This is a genomic window from Paralimibaculum aggregatum (assembly GCF_030270585.1).
GTDB lineage: Bacteria > Pseudomonadota > Alphaproteobacteria > Rhodobacterales > Rhodobacteraceae > Thermohalobaculum > Thermohalobaculum aggregatum.
In genome coordinates, this window is record NZ_BSYI01000015.1 from 21832 (window position 1) to 43421 (window position 21590).

Genomic DNA, 21590 nt, shown 5'->3' on the forward strand with positions numbered 1-21590 from the left:
TCCGCCCCCGGGTCCGCCGCCCCGTCAGCCGAGCCCCAGCGCGCGCCGGCGCTTCGCCGCCCAGGTGTTGGCCAGATGGTCCACCATCAGCCCGATGAAGGCGACGCAGAGCCCGAGCACCAGCCCCTTTCCGACATCGTTGGACGACAGCGCCCGCATCATCTCCTGGCCGAGATCCTGGGTGCCGATGAAGGCCGCGATGATCACCATGAAGAGCGAGAACATCACCGTCTGGTTCAGCCCCACCATCATGTGCGGCAGCGCCATCGGCAGTTCCAGCGACCAGAGCCGCTGGCGCCGCGTGCCGCCGGACATGTCGACCGCCTCCTTGAGCGCCGGCGGCACCCCGAGCAGCCCCTCGATGGTGTAGCGGATCACCGGCACCGCGCCGTAGATCACCACCGCGCCGATCGCCGCGACATCGTTGACCCCGAACAGCATGATCACCGGGATCAGGTAGATGAAGCTCGGGAAGGTCTGGAAGGTGTCGCAGATCAGCAGCATGCGCCGGGCGCTGCGCTCGCTGCGCGCCATCCAGATGCCGAGCGGCAGGCCGATCGCCACCGCCAGCGCCACCGCGACGCTGACCATGTAGGCGGTGATCATCGCCCGGTCCCACCAGCCCGAGACCGCGACGAAGAGCACGAAGCCGGCGCAGACCGCCGCCGAACGCGCGCCCCCGACATTCCAGCCGATGCCGGCCACCAGCGCCAGCACCGCGGTCCAGGGCGCGGCGAGATAGGCATCGCGCAGCGGGATCAGGATGTGGATCAGCAGCCAGCCGCGCAGCGCGTTGGTATAGGGATAGGCCTCCACCGCCAGCCAGTCGACGATCGGGTCCCAGAGGAAGGCGGTCGAGGCCGCCTTGCGCCGCGGGATCTCCGCCACCCAGTCGTGCAGCCCGCTCGCCGCCGCCACCGCCGCCATCAGCCCGAGCCAGACCAGCAGCAGCCGGTTGCGCTTCCACCAGGGCGTGCCGCGCTCGTGATGCACCGGCTGCAGCTCGGCCCAGGCGCGCGACAGCCGGTCGAGCATCACCGCGATCAGCACCACCGAGATGCCGATCTCCACCGCCTTGCCGATCTTCAGCCCCTGGAGATACTGCAGGAGCTTGTAGCCGAGCCCCGGCGCGCCGATGAAGCTGGCGATCACCACCATGGCGAGGCACTGCATGATCACCTGGTTGACGCCGACCAGCATCTCCGCCCGCGCCGTCGGCACCCGCACATAACGCATCAGCTGCCAGCGCGTGGCGCCGGACATCTTGCCCGACTCGACGACCTCCGGCGCGACCCGGCGCAGCCCCAGCACGGTCAGCCGGATCATCGGCGGGGTGGCGAAGATCACGGTGGCGATGGCGCCGGCATGGTCGCCCACCCCGAAGAACACCACCACCGGGATCAGATAGGCGAAATGCGGCAGCGACTGCGCGATGTTGAGCAGCGGCATCAGCATCGCCTCGACCCAGGGCCGGCGCCAGGCGGCCCAGCCGAGCAGGAAGCCGAGCACCACCGAGAGCGGCGCCGCCACCGCGATCAGCGCCAGCGTCTCCATCCCCCATTGCCACTGCCCGAACACCGCGAGCCAGGTGAAGGTGCCGCCGGCCAGCGCGCCGAGCTTCCAGTCCTTCAGCCCGTAGCCGAGCATGAAGCCCGAGATCGCCATGGCGGCCCAGGGGATCTGCGGCAGGCCGAGCCCGCCGCGCCCGCCGGCCAGCAGGTTGTCGGTGATGTCGAGCAGCCCCGCCACCAGGTCGGCGAAGGCCCGGGTCAGCACGGTGAGGCCGAGATCCTCGTGCACGAAGGCGAAGGTGACGTTGATCCAGTCCGCCATCGGCAGCACCATCCAGTCCGGCGGGCGCATCGCCGCGGCGGGCAGCGCCGCCGCGGTGACGATCAGCGTCAGCGCCAGGCAGAACAGCGCGAAGGCGATCGGCCGGGCCGGCAGCGGCAGGCCGCCGGGGCGGGCCGGCGCGGTGTCCGGCGCCGCGGTCACGGCGCGTCCGCGAACAGCAGGTCGAGCGCCCGCGTCCGCTCCATCGCGCCGAGCGACCGGCCATCCGGCCCGGCGACCGGGATCAGGGCCGCGGAGCTTTCCACCAGCCGCCGGCCGAGCGCCGCGATGGTGGCATCCCCCGGCACCGGCTCGCCCTCGGCCGAGAGCCCCGGATCGGCCAGCGCCGCGGCATGCACCACGCGCGCCTTGGCGATCTCGCGGGTGAAGCGCTCGACATAGTCGGTGGCCGGGTTCATCACGATGCGGTCCGGCGTGTCGATCTGCTCGACCCCGCCCTCATACATGATCGCGATGCGGTCGGAGAGGCGCAGCGCCTCGTCGAAGTCGTGCGTGATGAAGACGATGGTCTTGCCGAGCATCTCCTGCAGGCGCAGGAACTCGTCCTGCATCTCGCGGCGGATCAGCGGGTCGAGCGCCGAGAACGGCTCGTCGAGGAACCAGATGTCCGGCTCGATGGCGAGGCTGCGGGCGATGCCGACGCGCTGCTGCTGGCCGCCGGAAAGCTCGCGCGGGAAATGGTCCTCCCGCCCCTTGAGGCCAACGAGCTCGATCACCTCGAGCGCGCGCCGGCGCCGCTCCTGCCGGCGCTGCCCGCGCATCTCGAGCGGGAAGGCGACATTCTCCAGCACCGTGCGGTGCGGCAGCAGCGCGAAGTTCTGGAACACCATGCCCATCTTCTCGCGGCGCAGGCGGATCAGCCCGGCCTCGTCGAGCCCGAGCAGGTCCTCGCCATCCACCGTGACCCGCCCCGCGGTCGGCTCGATCAGCCGCGAGAGGCAGCGCACCAGGGTCGACTTGCCGGAGCCCGAGAGCCCCATCACCACCAGCATCTCGCCGGGGGCGATGGAGAGGCTGACATCGCGCACCGCCGGCACGTGGCCGCTCTCGCGCAGCGCCGCGGCGCTCGGCGGCGTGGGGCCGGCGAGCGCGCCCTCCGGATCGGGGCCGTAGACCTTCCAGAGCCCCTCGCAGACGATGGCGGGCGCGGGCGCGGCGGCCTGCCCGGGCGCGGCGGCCGCGGCCGGGGCGGTGGCGGGTGGCGCGGCGGGATCTTGCAGGGTCACGGGCTTTCCCCTCGGTGATGGCGGACCGGAACGGCATTCCCCCGCCCGGCCGGGGCCGGACGGGGCTTCGATCGGGCGGAGCGCCGGATCACTCGGTCCAGGGCCGCCAGACCGCCTCGTTCTCCTCCATCCAGGCCTCGGCGGCCTCGTCCGGCTCGAGTTCGTCGACATCCACCAGCTTGGCCATCTCGGCGATCTGCGCGTTGGTGAACTCGATCTTCTTCAGCGCGGCGAAGGCGCCCGGCCATTTCGCCTCCATGCCATCCCATGCGGCCTTCTTCAGATAGCCGTCGGCGGGGTTGCCGCAGTCATAGGTCATGTCGGGGTTCGGGCCCTTGGAGGGATCGTCCTTGCAGCCCTCGAAATAGGCCGGGAACTCGACGAAAGCGCCGGGATAGAGCGCCTCGATGAAGTTCGGCGTCCAGTTGAACAGCACGATCGGCTGCTGGCGCTTCTCGGCGGCGGAGAGCTCGGCCCAGAGCGCCGCGGCGGAGCCGGCGTTCACCACCACGAAATCCATCCCCAGCGCCTCGATGCGCTCGGCATCGTGCTTGAGCCAGTCCACCGGCCCGCCGAGGAAGCGGCCCTTGGGGGCGGTCTCCGGCGCGGCGAACTTCTCGGCGCAGGCGTTCAGCGCCTGCCAGTCCGGCAGGCCGGGGCAGATCTCGGCGACATAGGCCGGATACCACCACTCCTCGCGGGTCACCGCCGGGTGGTCGCCGACATCGACGATGCCGCCCTTCGCCAACGCCTCCTCGAAGGCGACACCGAAGGCGCCCTCCCAGACCTCCATCTCCAGCGTCACGTCGCCGAGGCGCACCGCCTCGTAGACCGCCTGGCTGTCGGTCGAGACATAGTCCACGGTGTAGCCCATCTCCTCGAAGATGCCGCCGACCACGTGGCTCATCACGATCTGGCTCGACCAGTTGTGCGTCGGGATGATGATCGGATCGTCGGATTCGACCGCCAGCGCACCGGCACCGGCGAGCGCCGCGGCGGTCAATCCTAGGACCGTTCTCTTGAGCATTGTCATGGTGAAACTTCCCTGTCTGCGCGGTGCATCATGGCAACGCGGCGTTCTGGTTCGGGCGCGCGGCGCAGTCAGCGCGGGGGCGGGCGGGGCCCGCCGGGGGCTGTCCGTGCCGGTCTGTCCCGGCCTCGTCGGCCTGTCGAGCTTACCGGCTCGGTTCCGTCAACGTCCACGGAATCCGGGGCCGAGGGCCCGGCGGAAGGCAAGAATTGTAACAGTTTACGTAACCCTTCGATACTTCTAGTAAACCAAAGCTGGTCCAATGGCTTGACCATTCCTTTCGCGGCGCAGCACCGGGCCATGCCGCAGCGCAGCGATTCGCGGCGGCCGGTGGCGGCGGACGATTGCAAAGCGGCTCCGCTGGCCGCAGGCTGGGCGCAAACATCCGGACGGTGCCGCAGGCGGGGAGGGAGCATGGCCGAGATCGTCATCCTGAACGGAAGGCTGATGACCTTTGCGGGGCCCGCCGGCGGCCCGCCTCCCGGCGCGCTGGCGATCGCCGGCGGGCGCATCGCGGCGCTGGGGCCGGATGCCGAGATCGCCGCCCTGGCCGCGCCCGGCGCCGAGGTGATCGACGCCGGCGGCGCCACCGTGCTGCCGGGCTTCATCGAATCCCATGTCCATCTCTTCGGCGGCGCCGCGGAGCTCGGCGCGCTCGACCTCGCGGGGCTGCGCGGCATCGAGGCGCTGACCGCGGCGGTGCGCGCCCGCGCGGCGGCCGAGCCCGAGGCGCGGCTGGTCTTCGGCGTCTCGGCGGAATACCCGATGCTCGGCGAGGGCCGCGAGATCACCCGCCACGACCTCGACCGCGCGCTGCCCGACCGCCCCTTCGCGATGATGGCGGCGGATCATCACACGGTCTGGGCCAACACCCGGGCGCTGGAGGCGGCCGGCATCCTGCATGGCGGCCCGGCCCCCGGCGGCGAGATTGCCATGGGCGCCGACGGCCTCGCCCGCGGCGCGCTCTACGAGGCCGGCGCCTTCGGCCATGTCACCGCGCTCACCCCCAGCGGCGGGCGCGAGCTGATCGGCTATGTCACCGGCGAGGACCCGGACCCGGCCCCCTCCCCCGCCGAGCGCGCCGCCGACCGCGCGGTGATCCTCGCCGGGCTCCGCCACGCCGCGGCGCAGGGCATCACCACGCTGCACAACATGGACGGCAACCGCTACCAGCTCGCGCTGCTCGCCGAGCTCGACGACGCGCTGGCCGCCGAGGGCGGGCTGCCGGTGCGCGTGCAGGTCCCCTTCCACCTCAAGCCCCACCACCCGCTCGAGCGGCTCGAAGACGCCGCCGCCTGGGCGCGCGACTGGCCGCTCACGGCGCGCGGCGGCCGGCTCTGGTCCGGCCGGGTCAAGATGTTCATGGACGGGGTGATGGAGAGCTACACCGCGCTGATGTCGCGCCCCTATCCCGGGCGGCCGGAGACCTGCGGCACCGCGCTCTTCGAGGCGGAGGCCTTCGACGCCGCCTGCATCGCGGCGGATGCGCTGGGGTTGCAGATCTCGGTCCATGCGATCGGCGATGCCGCGGTGCGCCGCACGCTCGACGGCTATGCCGCGGCCCGCGCCGCCAACGGCCCGCGCGACCACCGCCACCGCATCGAGCATATCGAGCTGCTGGCGCCGCAGGACCTGCCCCGCTTCGCCGCCGAGGGCGTGGTGGCCTCGATGCAGCCGCTGCATGCGCCGCGCGGCGGGCTGTTCCCGCAGATCGCGCGCAACACGCTGATCCGCGACGCGGACCTGCCCTGGGCCTTCGCCTGGCGCAGGATCCTCGACAGCGGCGCGCGGCTGATCTTCTCGACCGACTGGCCGGTGGCGCCGCTGCCGGTGATGCGCTCGGTGCAGGCGGCGGTGGCCACCGTGCCCTGCGACGGCCCCTGGGAGGACCAGCGCCTGACCCTCGCCGAGGCGCTGGCGGCCTACACCGTCGCGGGCGCCCATGCCGAGTTCACCGAGGCGGAAAAGGGCCGGCTCGCGCCGGGGATGCTGGCCGATATCGCGGTGATGGATCGCGATCTCGCGGCCGAGCCCCCCGAGCGGCTGGGCGAGGCCGCGCCGGCCGTTACCATCATGGGCGGACGGGTGACGCACCGGGCCTGACCGGCTGCCCCCCGCGGCGAGGCGCCAGCCGGCACCGGCGCCAGCCCGGCACCAGGCCCCGGGGTCTGCGAGCCCCTCCGCCGCGTCGGCGCATCGATTGGAAGGGCCGGGCGCATCGCCGCTGTCCGGGCCAGCGTCCGGCTCACTGTCCGGTCCATCGGGGACATGTCGCCCACGGCGCCGGCCGGCAGGCACCATCCGGCGGGCACCGCCCCCCGGAGAACCTGCGCGTGCACGGCGCCGGCCCCGGCATCGATGGCCGCCCGCCCGCGCGAGGCGACGCGCATCGCCGCCCCGCATCCCCGCCGACGCCCCGCGCGCCGCCGGCGAAAGTCCCGCACGGGACCCGGAGGGCGGGGGCTCGATGCCCCCGTCCTCCGCCCCGCTTCAGGCCGTCACTTCTGCAGCTCGGTCCAGATCGCAGTGAACAGCGCCTGCGCCTCCGGCGGGCAGCTCTCGGTGAAGCGGCCGCTGGCGGCGAACTCGTCGGGGATGATCACCTCCGGCGCGGTCTTCATGTCCTCCGGCATGAACTCTTCCGAGCCGGCGATGCCGTTGGCATAGCGCGCGAAGGCCGAGATCAGCGCCGCGTTCTCCGGCTCCATGATGAAGTTGAGGAACAGCTTGGCGTTCTCGACATTCTGCGCGTCCTTCAGCAGCGCCACCGAATCCATCCAGAGGACGAAGCCCTCCTTCGGATAGCCGTAGCGCACATCGGCGTTCTTCTCGCGCGCGCGGAAGGCAGCGCCGTTCCAGTAGAGCGAGGCGGCGAGATCCTTGCCGGCGAACTTCTCGATGATGCCGTAATCCATCGACAGCCATTTCTTCTTGGCCTCGACGAGGGTGTCGCGGACCTTGCGCAGCACCGCCTTGTCGGTCGTGCAGCTCTCGCCGCCGTGGTAGTAGATCGCGGTATGCATCACGTCCTGCATCTCGGGCGCGACGTTGATCTTGCCGACCAGCTCCTCCGGCGGGTCGAAGATCACCGCCGAGGTGTTGATGTCGCCGGAATAGACCGAGGTGTCGACCACCACCCCCACCGAGCCCCACTGCCAGGGCACGGTGTATTCCCGGCCCGGATCCCAGGCGACGTCGCGCCAGCGCGGGTCGATGTTGCCGTAATTCGCCATCTCCGGGATGCCGGGCTTCGCGATCAGCCCTTCCTTCACCCAGATCGGCACATAGCTGTGCGAGGGCACCACGAGGTCGTAGCCGTGGCCGCCGGCCTTCACCTTGGCCAGCGCGGTGTCGTTGCTGTCGTAGTCGGTGATGCTGACCTCGACGCCGTATTCCGCCTCGAACTTCTCGATCAGCTCGGGGTTGGTGTAGTTGCCCCAGTTGAAGATGTTGAGCTGGCCCTCGGCCAGCGCCGCGCCCGGAAACGCGAGCGCCAGCGCCGTGAGACCGGCGAGGGGTCCTCTGAGCTTGGTCATGATCTCTCCTGTCGTGCGGTTGTTTGTTTGTTGGTGTCCGGCCGCCGCACCGAAGCCTTGCGGGCGGCGCCCGGGATCAGGTCCGCTTGCGCGTGACCAGGAAGAAGATTGAGACGATTGCCACCGAGATCGCAAGCAGGACGGTGGAGATCGCGTTGATCTCCGGCGTCACCACCCGGCGGAGCTGGCCGAGCATGTAGGTCGGCAGCGTGTCCTGCCCGGCGGATTTCACGAACTCGGTGATCACCACGTCGTCGAGCGAGATCACGAAGGCCAGCATGGCGCCGGCGATGATGCCGGGGAACATCAGCGGCAGCGTCACGTGCCGGAACGCCGCCCAGGGGCTGGCATAGAGATCCGCCGCCGCCGCCTCGAGCCGGCTGTCCATGCCCTGCAGCCGCGCCCGGATCGGCAGATAGGCAAAGGGGATGCAGAAGGCGGTGTGTGCCGCGATCAGGTAGAACAGCCCGTGATAGCCGGTCGCCTCCTTGACGATGGCGAAGACCACCAGCAGCGCCACGCCGGTGACGATCTCCGGCACCATCAGCGGCTGGTTGATCAGCGCATAGACCGCGGTCAGCCCGCGATAGTGCGGCACCCGCGTGGTGCCGAGCGCCGCCATGGTGGCGATCGCGGTGGCCAGCACCGAGGCCGAGACCGCCACCACCACCGAGCGGATCGTGGCCTCCTGCACCGCCTCGTTCTCCCAGGCCGCGCCATACCAGCGCAGCGAGAAGCCCTCCCACAGCGCGAGGCTGGAGCCGGCGTTGAAGGAATAGGCCACCAGCGTCACCATCGGCGCATAGAGCGCGATGAAGCAGAGGATCGCCACGGTCACGAAGCCGCGCTGGCGGCGCACCTCGAAGGCCCTAGCCATGCCCCTCGCCCCCCTTCTGCGCGGCGCGGACATAGAAGATCAGTGCCACCATCACCAGCGCCAGCAGCGAGATCGAGAGCGCCGCGCCCAGCGGCCAGTTGCGCCCCTGGCCGAACTGCAGCTCGATCAGGTTGCCCAGCATCATCTGCTTGCCGCCGCCGAGCACCCGCGGCGTGACATAGGCGCCCAGCGAGGGGATGAAGACGAGGATCGAGCCGGCGACGATGCCGGGGCTGACCAGCGGCACGATCACCCCGCGCAGCACCTGGAGGCGGCTGGCATAGAGATCGTAGGCCGCCTCCACCAGCCGGAAGTCGAGCTTCTCCATCGAGGCATAGAGCGGCAGCACCATCAGCGGGAAATAGACATAGGTCATCCCCAGCATGATCGAGAAGTCGGTATAGAGCATCTGCACCGGCTCATCGACGATGCCGAGCCCGGTCAGCACCGAGTTGATCACCCCCTGCGCGCGGATCCATTCCAGCATCGCGAAGGTGCGGATCAGCAGGTTGGTCCAGAACGGGATGGTGATGAGGAACAGCCAGAGGTTGCGGTTGGCCCGGCTCCGCGTGGCGATGAAATAGGCGGTGGGGAAGCCGAGCAGCAGGCAGGCCAGCGTCGTCATCACCGAGAGCTTCACCGAGCGCCAGAAGATCGCCAGATGCGCATCCTGCAGGCGCAGCGTGTCGTCGAAGATGTCCCGCGTCATCAGCACCGCGAACCAGCCGTCGGTGGACAGCTCCCAGCGCACGCCGCCGTAATCCCCGGCCGCGAGGAAGGAATAGAGCAGCACCACGAGCAGCGGGCCGGCGGCGAACAGGATCAGCCAGAGGATCGCCGGCAGGTTCAGCAGCCAGCGCCGGCGCACGGCGCGGCGCGCCATCTCCTCGGCATCGACCCGCGGGGCGGCAGGGGCCTCGGGGGCGGGCTCGGCGGCCTCGGGCACCGGCTCAGTCCCGCAGGACCTGGAGCGCGCCGGGGGCGAGCGCGATGCCCGCCTCCGCGCCCTCGCCGGGGGGCTCGCCATCGGTCAGGCTGTTCTGCACCCGGAGCGTGAAGGCGCTGTCGTCGGCAAGGCGGAGGGTGACCAGCGTGTCGGTGCCGAAATAGACCCGCCCGGCCACCCGGCCGGTCAGCGCGCCCTGCCCCGGCGCCACCAGCCGCGCCTGCTCGGGCCGCACCGAGGCGGTGACCCGCCCGGTCGCCGCGACGCCCTCGGGCACCGTTGCCTCGGCCTCGCCGCCGCCGGCGAGCCGCAGCCGCGCCATGCCGCCGCCGGCCTCGATCACCTCCGCCGCGAGGAAGTTGGTATCGCCGATGAAATCCGCCACGAAGCGCTCGCGCGGGTGGAGATAGATCTCCCGCGGGCTGCCGATCTGGAGGATCCTGCCGGCCGACATCACCGCGATGCGGTCCGACATCGTCAGCGCCTCCTCCTGGTCATGGGTGACGAAGATGAAGGTGATCCCGGTCTCGTGCTGCAGGCGCTTGAGCTCGGTCTGCATCTCCTTGCGCAGCTTGTAGTCGAGCGCCGAGAGCGGCTCGTCGAGCAGCAGCACCTTAGGCCTCGGGGCAAGCGCGCGCGCCAGCGCCACACGCTGCTGCTGGCCGCCGGAGATCTGGTCGGTGCGCCGGTCGGCCAGCGCCTCCATGCGCACCAGCGCCAGCATGTCGGTCACGGTCCGGTCGATGCGGGCCTTGTCCCAGCCGAGCATCTTGGGGCCGAAGCCGATGTTCTGGCGCACGGTCATGTGCGGGAACAGGGCGTAGGACTGGAACACCGTGTTCACCGAGCGCTGGTTCGGCGGCAGCTCCGAGATGTCCTCGCCGCGCAGCAGGATCTGCCCGGCGCTGGGGTGGTCGAAGCCCGCGATCAGGCGGAGCAGCGTGGTCTTGCCGCAGCCCGAGGGGCCGAGCAGCGTGAAGAAGGCGTTCTCGCCGATCGCCACCGAGACGTCGTCGAGCGCGCGGACCGCCGACTGCCCCTCGCCGAACAGCTTGGAGACGTTCAAGACGTCGATGGCCGGCACCGCCTGCGCGGCGGGCGTCTCCTGCGGGGTCTCGGCGGCGCGCGCCGGAGAGATCGAATCCTGATCCATGCGCCAGTCTAGGCAGAGACGCGCGGGAAAGCGCAAGCACCTTCTTCTTGCGGCGCGGCAAAAGCTGCGCGCGCCCCCCGCGGCACCCCTCGCCGGCGCCCCCGGGTCAGGCGGCGCGGGCGGCGGCGAAGGCGGCGTCGAGATCGGCCTTCAGGTCGTCCACATCTTCGAGCCCGGCATAGACCCGCACGAGCTGGCCCTTCGGCTGCCCCGGCCGCGGCCAGGGCGAGGCGGTGCGCCGCGGGTTCACCGGCATCAGCATCGACTGGTACGAGCCCCAGGAGAAGCCCATGCCGAAGAGCTCGAGCCGGTTGCAGAACGCCGAGATCTGCGCCGCGGAGGACAGCCCCTCGGCCATCCAGAAGGCGAAGAGCCCGCCGGCGCCCCGGAAGTCGCGCTTCCAGATCGCATGGCCGGGATCATGCGGCATCGCCGGGTGCAGCACCTCCTCGACCTCGTCGCGCGCGCGCAGCCAGTCGCCGAGGGCGATCCCGCTCTCCCAGTGCCGCGGCAGGCGGACATGGATGGTGCGCAGGCCGCGCAGCGCGAGATAGGTATCGTCCGGGCTGCCGGAGAGGCCGAGATGATACCAGCCCTTCTGGATCTGCGGATAGGCCGCCTCGGTCGCCGTCACCGCCCCCATCACCAGATCGCCATGCCCGGCGATGTATTTCGTGACCGCCTGGATCGAGACGTCGACGCCGTGCTCGAAGGGCTTGAAGTAGAGCGGGCTGGCCCAGGTGTTGTCCATGAAGACCAGCGCGCCGGCCTTGTGCGCCTCCTCGGCGATCGCCGGGATGTCCTGCACATCGAAGGTCTGGCTGCCCGGGCTCTCGGTATAGACAACCTTTGTCTCGGGCCGGATCAGCGCGCGGATGCCGCCGCCGATCAGCGGGTCGTAGAACTCCACCGAGACGCCGAAGCGCGCGAGCATCCCGGCCGCGAAGTCCCGCGTGTTGCCATAGACGGCGTCCGGGATCAGCACATGGTCGCCGGCGGCGAGGCAGGCGAGCAGCGGGCCGGAGAGCGCCTGCGCGCCGGCCGAGCAGATCCGCGTGCGATGGCCGCCCTCGAGCTCGGCCAGCGCCTCCTCGAAGGCATAGGTGCCGGGCGTGCCGTGCACCGCATAGCTCACCCCGTCGCCATAGCGGAGCTTCGCGGTGCCCTTCAGGCTCTCGAGATCCTCGAACAGGACGGTCGAGGCATGATAGACGGGCGGGTTCACGAAGCGGGGATCGGGGCCGGGGCTGCGGCCGCCCCTGACCGCGCGGGTGGCATCCTTCATCTGCGGCATCTCCTCTCTGGCAGGGCTCCGGCCGGGCCGCAGGGCCGGGGCCGGCGGCGGGCGCACGCGGAGGCGCAGGCTACGCCGGGGCGGGGCGAGGTCAAGGGGCAGCCCGGCAGGCCGCGGGCGCGCGCGATGAGGCACGTCACAAACCACCGCCGCAAGCCGGGAAATTTGTCGAGTGACGGGCACACTGCCTTGACTGCGCTTGCCCGGATTGTTCACTGTTTCTTATGGGGGCCATCCCCGGAACTGAACTGAAAGCCCGGGCGCACGACCCGGCCCGCTTCGCGCGGCAAACAGGTATGAGGTATGCTATGAAGACTTCCATCCTTATCGGCACCGTAGCCGCCGGCGCACTCGCTGCCGGGCTCGCCGGCGCCGGCACCCTCGATGACGTGAAGGCCAAGGGCTTCGTGCAGTGCGGTGTCACCACCGGCCTCGCCGGGTTCGCCTTCACCGACGACGCGGGCGACTGGCACGGTTTCGACGTGGCGCTCTGCCGCGCGGTGGCCGGCGCCGTCTTCGGCGACGCCAATGCGGTGAAGTTCACCCCCACCACCGGCAAGACCCGCTTCACCGCGCTCGCCTCGGGCGAGATCGACGTGCTGGCGCGCAACACCACCTGGACCCTGTCGCGCGACGTGGACCTCGGCTTCGACTTCCTCGCCGTGAACTACTATGACGGCCAGGGCTTCATGGTGCCGACCTCGCTCGGCGTCTCCTCGGCCAAGGAGCTCGACGGCGCCACGGTCTGCATCCAGACCGGCACCACCACCGAGCTGAACCTCGCCGACTTCTTCCGCGTCAACGGCATGAGCTACGAGCCGCTGCCGATCGAGACCAACTCCGAGGCGCAGCAGAACTACCTCGCCGGCGCCTGCGACGTGTACACCACCGACGCGTCGGGCCTCGCCGCCACCAAGGCGACCTTCGAGAACCCGGACGACCACATGGTGCTGCCCGAGATCATCTCCAAGGAGCCGCTCGGCCCGCTCGTGCGCGAGGGCGACGAGAAATGGGGCGACGTGGTCAAGTGGACCTATTTCGCGCTGCTCACCGCCGAGGAGTACGGCGTGACCGCCGCCAATGTCGACGAGATGATCGCCAACCCGCCGAACCCGGACGTGGCGCGCATGCTCGGCGTCGAGGGCAACATGGGCGAGATGCTCGGCCTGCCCGCCGATTTCGGTGCCCATGCCATCAAGGCCGGCGGCAACTACGGCGAGATCTTCGAGGCGTATCTGACGCCGCTCGGCATCTCGCGCGGCCTCAACAAGCTCTACACCGAGGGCGGCCTGCAGTACGCACCCCCCTTCCGCTGATCGCACCCGGCGGCCGGGCCCCTCGGGGTCCGGCCGTTCCGTCCGCACGGTGCGCGCGGGGGCAGCCCGCCGGCCCGCTCGTCCCGTGCTCCCCGAGCGTCACCGGATGAGAAAGGTGTGAGATGGCAACCACCGAGGCCGCGGACCCACGCTTCGCCAAGGGCGACCGCCCTGAGCCGAGCTTCCGCATCGAGATGCTCTGGACCGACGCAAGATACCGGTCCCTCTTCCTTCAGATCATTGCCTTCATCCTGCTGATGCTCGCCGTCGGCTGGCTGGTCAACAACACCATCCAGAACCTCGGGCGGCTGGGTAAGGACTTCAACTTCGGCTTCCTGTTCACCGAGGCCAACTACGACATCAACCAGCGGCTGATCAGCTATGACAGCCAGAGCCCGAACTGGCAGGCCGCCCTCGTCGGCATCCTCAACACGCTGCTGGTGGCGGCCATGGGCTGCATCGCCTGCACCGTCATCGGGGTGATCGCGGGCGTGCTCAGGCTGTCGAAGAACTGGGTCGTCTCCAAGCTGATGCTGGTCTACATCGAGGCGGTCCGGAACGTGCCGGTGCTGCTGCAGATCCTGCTCTGGTACGCGGTCTTCATCGAGGCGCTGCCGAAACCCTCGGCGTTCCGCGCCAAGGCCGACGCCGAGCCGGAGGCGACGCTCTGGTTCGACATGATCGCGGCGACCAACCGCGGCTTCTACCTGCCCCGCCCGGTGTTCGAGCAGGGCATGACGCTCGTCGGGCTGACGGTGCTCGCCTCCATCGTGCTGCTGTTCGTCTTCAACTGGGCGCGCAAGAACTACCAGAACGCCTATGGCGCGGAGATGCCGGGGGCGATGATCGCGCTCGCCATGCTGTTCGCGCCGGTGGCGGGCCTGGCGATCGTCTCGCTGCTGTTCCCGGTCGCGCTCATCGAGGGCGGGCTGGCACAGATCCCGGCGAATCTCGGCGCCGCCATCGGGGCGCAGGAATTCGCGCTGCTCGCCAAGGCCGCCGGCGCGGTGCTGGTGGGCGCGCTGATCGGCCTCGTGCTCTGGCGCGCGCCGATCAGCTCGATGCGGGTGCTGATCCTCTTCCTGCCCGGTGTCGCGGTCTACTACCTCCTCGGCGAGCCGATGACCTGGATCTATCCGGAGCTCAAGGGCTTCAATTTCATGGCCGGCGACGATGCCGCGATCTATGCCCGCAACTCGCTGATGGCGCTCTGGCTCGCGCTCTCGGTCTATACCGGCGCCTTCGTGGCGGAGATCGTGCGCGGCGGCATCGTGGCGATTCCCAAGGGCCAGACCGAGGCGGCCGCGGCGCTGGGGCTGCGCGCCAACCGGATCATGAGCCTCGTGATCCTACCGCAGGCGCTGCGGGTGATCATCCCGCCGCAGATCTCGCAGTATCTGAACCTCACCAAGAACAGCTCGCTCGCCATCGCGGTCGGCTACATGGACGCCACCGGCACGCTCGGCGGCATCACCCTCAACCAGACCGGCCGCGAGATGGAATGCATCCTGCTGCTGATGGCCTTCTACCTCGCGATCTCGCTGACGATCTCGGCGGTGATCAACTGGTTCAACGAACGCGTCAAGCTGAAGGAGCGCTGAGATGACTCAGGGACCGGACGCCGAACACAGCGGAGATCCCGTCGTCGTCACCTCGGCGCCGACAGCGACCCGCGTCGCGAGCGACTATGCCTTCGTGGCCGAGGGGCAGATCCCCCCGGCCCCGCCGCCGCCGGGCTCCAGCGGACCGCTTCTCTGGGTCCGCGAGAACCTGTTTCCCGACCTGCTGAACGCGACGCTGACGCTGATCACGATCGCCCTGCTGGTCTGGATGCTGCCCGGGATCTACCAATGGGCCATCGGCCACGCCATCCTCGACGCCAACTCGCTCGACGAGTGCCGGCAGCGGATGGACGAGCTCTATGGCGAGGGCGAGCGCGGTGCCTGCTGGGCGATCATCAACGAGCGCATCCAGCAGTTCCTCTATGGCCGCTATCCCGAGGAGCTGCGCTGGCGGCCGACGCTGGCCTTCCTGCTGCTGTTCCCGGCAGCGGCGCCGGTGCTGTTCTCCCGCCCGGCACAGCCGATCCTGGTGTTCTTCGCCGTGGTCTGGGCGGTGTGGGGCTTCTCCGCCTGGTGGCCCGACGAGGGCTTCGACGCGATGACGGCGGCGCTGATCCTCGGCCCGCCGCTGATCGCGCTGGGGCTCGCGCGGATCATCCCGCCGGTGCGGCGCTTCCTGCTGGTCTTCTCGGTGCTGTTCCCGGCGGTCGCCTATTTCCTGATCTGGGGCGGCTCGATCTGGGGCCCGATCCTCGTCGTCGCCACGCCGGTGATCGCCTATGTGGTCTACTGGCTGGTTGAGCGGATGCTCGACGACACCCTCGGCGAGGAGCTGGCCAACACGCTGGCGATGATCGCCAGCATCTTCGCGGTGGCCTTCTGGCTGCTGTTCGGGGTTGCGGCGGTCGACGAGGCGCTGACCCGCGCGGTGGCCGATACCCGCATCCCCGACCGCGTCGCCATGCTCGACCAGGTGATCGCCGATCCGGAGGCCGAGGACGCCGCCCGGGCCGCCGCCCGCCGCGAGCGCAGCGACCTGCTCGCCCTCGACGAGCAGCGCGCCGAGATCTCCGGGCTCCGGCTGGCGCTCGAGAAGCTCTCGACCGAAAGCGTCGCCACGCCCGAGGGCGCGAAGCCGGTGGCGGACTTCGTGCACGAGGATCTCGACGCCAGCCCCGAACTGGCGGCCGCCTCGATGCAGGCGCTCTCGCCAGAGGACCAGGATCTCGCCGAGGCCTACCAGACCACCGAGAGCCGGCTGATCGGCGAGCAGACCCGGATCTGGACGATCTACAAGAACTTCGGCCGGGTCGGGATCGAGCAGGTCGAGAGCGCGCAGCTCGGCGGCTTCCTGCTGACGCTGATCATCGGCGTGACCGCGATCGCGGGCTCGCTGCCGATCGGCATCCTGCTGGCGCTCGGGCGGCGCTCCGGGCTGATCTTCATCCGCATGGTGGCGGTGACGATCATCGAGGCGATCCGCGGCGTGCCGCTGATCACGCTGCTCTTCGTGGCCTCCTCGCTGCTCAACTACTTCCTGCCGCCCGGCACCTCCTTCGACATCATCCTGAGGGTGCTGATCCTGGTCACGCTGTTCGCCTCGGCCTATGTGGCGGAGGCGATCCGCGGCGGGCTGGCGGCGCTGCCCAAGGGGCAGTACGAGGCCGGCGATGCCATGGGGCTGACCTATGCGCAGTCGATGCGGCTGATCATCCTGCCGCAGGCGCTGAAGATCTCGATCCCGTCGATCGTCAACATCTTCATCGGCGTGTTCAAGGACTCGACGCTGGTCTCGATCATCGGCCTGTTCGACCCGCTCGGCGTGATCGCGCCGATCCTGGCCGACAGCCGCTGGCAGGGCATCTATGCGGAGACCTACGTGTTCGTCGCCGCGCTGTTCTTCGTCTGCTGCTTCGGGATGTCGCGCTACTCGATGTATCTCGAGCGCAAGCTCAAAACCGACCACCGCTGACGGGTCACAGGGAGTCAAAAGTCATGACCGAAGCAACTGCAGATCCGGCAACCGAACTCCGCGCCGACCGCTCGCGGATGCGGGTCTCCGACGAGGTCGCCATCCAGATCACCAACATGAACAAGTGGTATGGCGACTTCCACGTGCTGCGCGACATCAACCTCACGGTGTATCGCGGCGAGCGGATCGTGATCTGCGGGCCCTCGGGCTCCGGCAAATCAACGCTGATCCGCTGCATCAACCACCTCGAGGAGCACCAGCAGGGCGACATCGTGGTGGACGGCATCGAGCTCAACTCGGATCTGAAGAACATCGACAAGATCCGGGCCGAGGTCGGCATGGTGTTCCAGCACTTCAACCTGTTTCCGCATCTCACGATCCTCGAGAACTGCACCCTGGCGCCGATCTGGGTCCGCAAGACCCCGAAGCGCCAGGCCGAGGAGACCGCGATGCACTTCCTCGAGCGGGTGAAGATCCCGGAGCAGGCCAACAAGTATCCCGGCCAGCTCTCCGGCGGGCAGCAGCAGCGCGTGGCGATCGCCCGCTCGCTCTGCATGAACCCGCGCATCATGCTGTTCGACGAGCCGACCTCGGCGCTCGACCCGGAGATGATCAAGGAGGTGCTCGACACCATGATCGGCCTCGCCGAGGAGGGCATGACCATGCTCTGCGTGACCCACGAGATGGGCTTCGCGCGCCAGGTGGCGAACCGGGTGATCTTCATGGATGCGGGCCAGATCGTCGAGCAGAACGAGCCCGAGGAGTTCTTCAACAACCCCAAATCCGAGCGCACCCAGCTCTTCCTCAGCCAGATCCTCGGCCACTGAGCCCGGATCCGCGGGGGGCCGCCCGGCCCCCTGCCCTTCCCCTTCCCCTCAGCGCGCGATCTCCTCCCGGCGCTCGGCGAGCCGCCGGCGCACCAGGCCGAGATGGCTTTGCGCCAGATGCGCGTTCTCGCGGAACGAGAGCGGCAGCTTCATCCCCCTGAGCCGTCCCTCGAGGGCGTCGAGCCGGTCCGAGAGCCGGTCCAGCGCCGCGGCATCGCGCGCCTCCGTCACCCCGAGATCGATCTCCTGCAACTGCGGATAGAAGCGGTAGATCCGCCGCCGCATCGCCCATTCGTAGAGCGCGGGCACCGCCCGCATCAGCGGCACCAGCAGGAACAGCGCCGGCAGGATCAGCACCAGGAAGCGGTTGATCTGCGCCGCCACCCAGTAGGGCAGGAACTCCATGAGCCGCGACGGCCCGTTCTCGAGCAGCGCCCGGGCATGCGGGTTGAGCGGCGCGCCGAGCTGGCGGGCACTGGGGAAATCCCCCTCCAGCGAGAGCTGCGTGGCCCGGGAATGGAGCATCCGCGCCGCCCGCACCAGCCGGTTGACGAGGGCAGGATGCAGGTCCTTGCGCGCCAGCATCCGCGCCGGCGTGGCGAGCAGCGTGACGTCCTCGGGCGGCAGCCGCGCGCCGAAATCCAGCGTGCCCGCGGGAAGGCGCAGCGCCACCAGCTCGGGCAGCCGGCGGGTCAGTGCCTCGACCTGCGCCACCGGCACGAGGCCGTGGCCGGGCGTCGACAGCAGCTCCGTGAGATAGGGCGCATCGGTCGGCGCGACGAAGAGGGCGAGATCCACCTCGCCCCGGCGCAGCGCCTCGGCCGCCGCGCGGCCGCCGAGCGCCACCTCGCGGTTCGCCGTCCGGTCGAGCTCCATCGTGCCGGCCAGCCGCCCCCAGGCGAACCGCGCGCCGCTACCCTCCGGCCCCACCGCGAGCGCGAGGCCCCGCCAGTCCGGCGGGAAACGCGGCACCGGCGCGGCCTCGCGCTCGACGAAGAGGATCGGCTCGAGGAACAGCGCGGCGATCGCCGCCGGCGGCACGCCCTCGGGCACCGGCACGCCGCCCTGCAGCAGCCCGGCATCGGCGCGGCCCTCGGCGAGCAGCCGGGCGTTGTCGACCGAGCCATCGGTCTCGAGGATCTCCACCGTGATGCCGTCTTCGGCGAGGATCTCGGCATAGCGTTCGGCGAGCCGGTGATAGCCGCCTCCGGCCCGCCCCGCGGCAAGGCTCAGCTCGGTGTCGGGCGCGAGGTCGAGCGCAGTCCAGAGGGTCCAGAGCAGGCCCGCCAGGATCAGCCCCGCGAGCGCGTAGAGTCCGAGCTTGGCCATGCAGTGCGTCCCCCTTGCGCCACCTGTCGCGGGCCGGGCAGCTGCGGCTCAGACCGTGCCGGCCTCGAGCTCCCGCGGCCGGGCGAAATCGACGAAGGCGGCGGCGTGATAGGCGAGCCGGCCCCAGTCCTCGAGATCGAGCTCGAAGACCGCTGCCGCCGCGGTCGGAAAATGGTCGAAGGCACGGGCGCAGCGCGGGCGGACGGCGCCGCCGGCGAGTTTGCGGGTCAGCGCCGAGAGACCGGGATTGTGCCCGACGATCATCGCCGCGGCGGTCTCCGGCGGCAGCCCGGCGAGGCGCGCGCGCATCTGGTCGGGGCTGGCGTGATAGAGGTCCGGCTCGATCACCGGCGCCGGCAGGCCCGGGATCGTCTCGGCCATCAGCTCCACGGTCTGGCGGGTGCGCAGCGAGGAGGAGCAGAGCACCAGATCGGGCAGATGCCCGCGCTCGAGCAGCCAGCGGGAGATCACGGGCGCGGCGCGCCGCCCGCGCGGCGCGAGCGGCCGGTCATGGTCCTCGAGCGCCGGGTCCGACCAGCTCGACTTGGCGTGGCGGACCAGAATCACCTTTTTCATGCCGGGAATATGACAGTCATCGGACCTCCGGGGTCAACTGCGTAGAAGCCGGCTCAGGCGCCGGCGGTGCGTGCCGCGAGGAAGGCGGCGATGTGAAAGCGGGTCTGCGCCGCCGGCGGCGGGCTGCCCACCGGACAGGCCCGGCGCACCAGGCAGCCGCCGTCGCGGCAGGCCGCGCCCGCCGGCCCCCGGACATGCGCGGCGCAGGCATCGACATCGTAGGGCGCCGGCCCCATCGCCCCCACCGGGCAGGCGGTGAGGCAGGGCGCCGGGCAGGCAAGGCAGGGCTGCGGCGCCGGCGCCGGCGGCAGCGGCCGGCGCCCGGGCAGCGCCAGCGCGCCGCGATAGGAGGCCCAGAGCCCCCGCGACGGCGAGACCGGCAGGCCCACCGGCGAGCCGGCCAGCCCCTCGCCCCGCGCCGCCCAGCGCAGGAAGGGCAGATGCGGCGGCCCGCCGAAGGGAAACAGCGCCTGCCCCCCCTCGGCCGCGGCGAGGGGGGCGAGCACCCGGCGGCTCCAGCGGTCGAGCGGGTCGGCGCGGCCGTCCGCGGCTTCCGGCGCGGCGGAAAACACCGCCCACATCCGCGGCCCGTCGGCGCCGACGAGGAGCAGCGTCTCCAGCCCCTCGGGCAGGCCATCCTCCGGGCAGCCATGAAAGCCGCCATGGAGCGCGAGGCCCAGCCGCTGCAGCGCCGCCGCGAGGGCGCCCCGCCCCGCGCTCATCGCGGGCACGCCGCCGCGGCGCGGGCGGTCTCGGCACGGGTTGCGGCGCCGGCAGGCGCGGGAAGGACACACATCGCGGTCGCGGTTTTCCGGAATGACGCTAGGATCGAGGGGAGCACGCGGCCCCCCGCCGCAGCCGACATCGCAAATTCTGGGAGGGAATGTCCATGCCCGAGACCACCAGTCCCGAAATCTTCTGGCTCGCCGCCACTGCGCTGGCCACTGCGGTGATGTGGGTGCCCTACATCCTCTGGATGATCTCCGACCGCGGGCTCGGCCCCGCGCTGATGGATGGCGAGCACGACATCGCCTATACCGTGCCCTGGGCGGCGCGCGCCGTCCGCGCCCATCGCAACGCGGTGGAGAACCTCGTGGTCTTCGGTGTGCTGGCGCTGGCGGTGCAGGCGACCGGCACCGGCACGGCGCTCACCGCGCAGGCAGCGGCGCTGTTCTTCTTCGTGCGGGTGGCGCATTACGGGGTCTATGTCGCCGGGATGCCGGTGGTGCGCACGCTGCTCTTCGCGGTCGGGGTGGGCTGCCAGATCGTGCTCGGCCTCGCGGTGCTCGGCTGGATCTGAGCCTCGGGACGGCGTCCGGAGGAGGCGCCGCGGCCGGCGCTGCGCCCGGCCCCGCCGCCCCGCCCGCGGCGCGCTGCCGGCCGGTCGCCCGGCCCGACCGGGGCGGGTGGCACGCGGCGCGCCTCAGCCGACACCGAGCGCCAGCACCCGGCTGATCTGCATCAGCGGACGGCCCGATTCGCCGGCCCAGGCGTCGAAGGCCCGCTGCACCGCGGCCATGGCGGATTTCGAGCCGGGCGCCTTCGCCACCACGCCCTCGCGGACCAGCGCCGCGGTGACGTCGCGGCTCAGCACGAAACCGTCCTTGCCGAGGCCGCGCAGGGCATAGGCGCCGGTGTTGCCGCCGAGCCGCGCGCCTCTGGCCTTGAGAAACAGCAGCAGCCCGGCGAAGTCGCTCCCCGGCCAGGCGGCGAAGGCGGCGCCGGCGCTGCCATGCTCGGCCGCCAGCGCGCGCAGCATCAGCGCATTGTCGCGGATCGCGCGGGCCTTGCCCATGTGGCCGATGCCGCCGGTCCGTGCCGCCGCCTCCAGCGCCTCGTCATCCATCATCGAGCAGGCGCCGGGGTCGAAGCCGTCGAAGGCTGTCTCGAAGCCGGGCCATTTCGCCTCCACCACCTTCCAGCTGAAACCGGCGGTGAAGACATGGAAGGAGAAGGCCGAGAGCCAGCGATCGTCCGGCAGCCGGGAGAGTTCCCCGGGCGCCACCGGCACCGGCAGCAGCGCCTCGAGCGCCGCCGGCCCGCCGTGGCGCTCCGCCGCCATGGCGAAGATCTCGTCGAAGCTGCGCATGTT

At 70.7% G+C, this 21590-nt stretch carries 17 protein-coding genes and 1 pseudogene; 6 read left to right on the plus strand and 12 right to left on the minus strand.

From position 1 onward, the window contains the following. Positions 1-24: 24 nt before the first annotated feature. The 3 genes from QSJ97_RS10925 to QSJ97_RS10935 all read right to left on the minus strand — a co-directional run bounded on the left by QSJ97_RS10925 (position 25) and on the right by QSJ97_RS10935 (position 4107). The gene (locus tag QSJ97_RS10925; protein WP_285671796.1) at positions 25-1995 is read right to left on the minus strand and encodes an ABC transporter permease; all 1971 of its coding nucleotides are present in this window, start codon (positions 1993-1995) and stop codon (positions 25-27) included. Further along, complete coding sequence (locus QSJ97_RS10930; protein ID WP_285671879.1) at positions 1992-2993, minus strand: quaternary amine ABC transporter ATP-binding protein; 1002 nt, start codon at positions 2991-2993, stop codon at positions 1992-1994. Before QSJ97_RS10930 ends, QSJ97_RS10925 begins: the two co-directional genes overlap by 4 nt. A gap of 175 nt (positions 2994-3168) precedes the next feature. Then, on the minus strand, positions 3169-4107 hold the full coding sequence (locus QSJ97_RS10935) for an ABC transporter substrate-binding protein (protein ID WP_434220910.1): 939 nt from the start codon (positions 4105-4107) through the stop codon (positions 3169-3171). A gap of 417 nt (positions 4108-4524) precedes the next feature. Here QSJ97_RS10935 and QSJ97_RS10940 point away from each other — a divergent pair, with 417 nt between their 5' ends. Then, on the plus strand, positions 4525-6213 hold the full coding sequence (locus QSJ97_RS10940; protein ID WP_285671798.1) for an amidohydrolase: 1689 nt from the start codon (positions 4525-4527) through the stop codon (positions 6211-6213). Positions 6214-6608: 395 nt separating this feature from the next. Here the strand turns inward: QSJ97_RS10940 and QSJ97_RS10945 are convergent, their stop codons facing one another. The 5 genes from QSJ97_RS10945 to metC form a co-directional block, all read right to left on the minus strand. Further along, complete coding sequence (locus QSJ97_RS10945) at positions 6609-7646, minus strand: ABC transporter substrate-binding protein (RefSeq protein WP_285671799.1); 1038 nt, start codon at positions 7644-7646, stop codon at positions 6609-6611. Between the two features lie 76 nt (positions 7647-7722). Next, entirely contained in the window at positions 7723-8523 is an 801-nt protein-coding gene (locus QSJ97_RS10950) for an ABC transporter permease (protein WP_285671800.1), read from the minus strand. After that, positions 8516-9406, minus strand: a complete 891-nt coding sequence (locus QSJ97_RS10955; protein WP_285671880.1) for an ABC transporter permease — start codon at positions 9404-9406, stop codon at positions 8516-8518. Before QSJ97_RS10955 ends, QSJ97_RS10950 begins: the two co-directional genes overlap by 8 nt. A 67-nt stretch (positions 9407-9473) precedes the next feature. Further along, positions 9474-10622, minus strand: a complete 1149-nt coding sequence (locus tag QSJ97_RS10960) for an ABC transporter ATP-binding protein (RefSeq protein WP_285671801.1) — start codon at positions 10620-10622, stop codon at positions 9474-9476. A gap of 106 nt (positions 10623-10728) precedes the next feature. After that, positions 10729-11907 (minus strand): cystathionine beta-lyase, encoded by a 1179-nt coding sequence (metC, locus tag QSJ97_RS10965; protein WP_285671802.1) that lies wholly within the window; start codon positions 11905-11907, stop codon positions 10729-10731. 317 nt (positions 11908-12224) lie between these two features. Between metC and QSJ97_RS10970 the strand changes: the two genes are divergently transcribed. The 4 genes and pseudogenes from QSJ97_RS10970 to QSJ97_RS10985 all read left to right on the plus strand — a co-directional run bounded on the left by QSJ97_RS10970 (position 12225) and on the right by QSJ97_RS10985 (position 17593). Next, entirely contained in the window at positions 12225-13232 is a 1008-nt protein-coding gene (locus tag QSJ97_RS10970; protein WP_285671803.1) for an amino acid ABC transporter substrate-binding protein, read from the plus strand. A 122-nt stretch (positions 13233-13354) separates the two neighbouring features. Continuing rightward, entirely contained in the window at positions 13355-14833 is a 1479-nt protein-coding gene (locus QSJ97_RS10975; protein ID WP_285671804.1) for an amino acid ABC transporter permease, read from the plus strand. A gap of 1270 nt (positions 14834-16103) precedes the next feature. Further along, positions 16104-16766, plus strand: a pseudogene (locus QSJ97_RS10980) (amino acid ABC transporter permease); the annotation flags it as partial. 23 nt (positions 16767-16789) lie between these two features. Continuing rightward, a complete protein-coding gene (locus QSJ97_RS10985) occupies positions 16790-17593 on the plus strand; it encodes an amino acid ABC transporter ATP-binding protein (RefSeq protein WP_285671805.1) in 804 nt (267 codons plus the stop codon). 48 nt (positions 17594-17641) lie between these two features. Here QSJ97_RS10985 and QSJ97_RS10990 read toward each other — a convergent pair whose 3' ends face one another. From QSJ97_RS10990 to QSJ97_RS11000, 3 genes are read right to left on the minus strand one after another with little or no spacing between them, the layout of a single operon-like run. Beyond that, entirely contained in the window at positions 17642-18922 is a 1281-nt protein-coding gene (locus QSJ97_RS10990) for a TAXI family TRAP transporter solute-binding subunit (RefSeq protein ID WP_285671806.1), read from the minus strand. A gap of 48 nt (positions 18923-18970) precedes the next feature. Continuing rightward, a complete protein-coding gene (locus QSJ97_RS10995) occupies positions 18971-19498 on the minus strand; it encodes a SixA phosphatase family protein (RefSeq protein WP_285671807.1) in 528 nt (175 codons plus the stop codon). A 53-nt stretch (positions 19499-19551) separates the two neighbouring features. Beyond that, complete coding sequence (locus QSJ97_RS11000) at positions 19552-20220, minus strand: ferredoxin (RefSeq protein ID WP_285671808.1); 669 nt, start codon at positions 20218-20220, stop codon at positions 19552-19554. A 167-nt stretch (positions 20221-20387) separates the two neighbouring features. Between QSJ97_RS11000 and QSJ97_RS11005 the strand changes: the two genes are divergently transcribed. Continuing rightward, positions 20388-20798 (plus strand): MAPEG family protein, encoded by a 411-nt coding sequence (locus tag QSJ97_RS11005; protein ID WP_285671809.1) that lies wholly within the window; start codon positions 20388-20390, stop codon positions 20796-20798. A gap of 123 nt (positions 20799-20921) precedes the next feature. Here QSJ97_RS11005 and QSJ97_RS11010 read toward each other — a convergent pair whose 3' ends face one another. After that, positions 20922-21587, minus strand: a complete 666-nt coding sequence (locus QSJ97_RS11010; RefSeq protein ID WP_285671810.1) for a DNA-3-methyladenine glycosylase I — start codon at positions 21585-21587, stop codon at positions 20922-20924. Positions 21588-21590 lie beyond the last annotated feature (3 nt).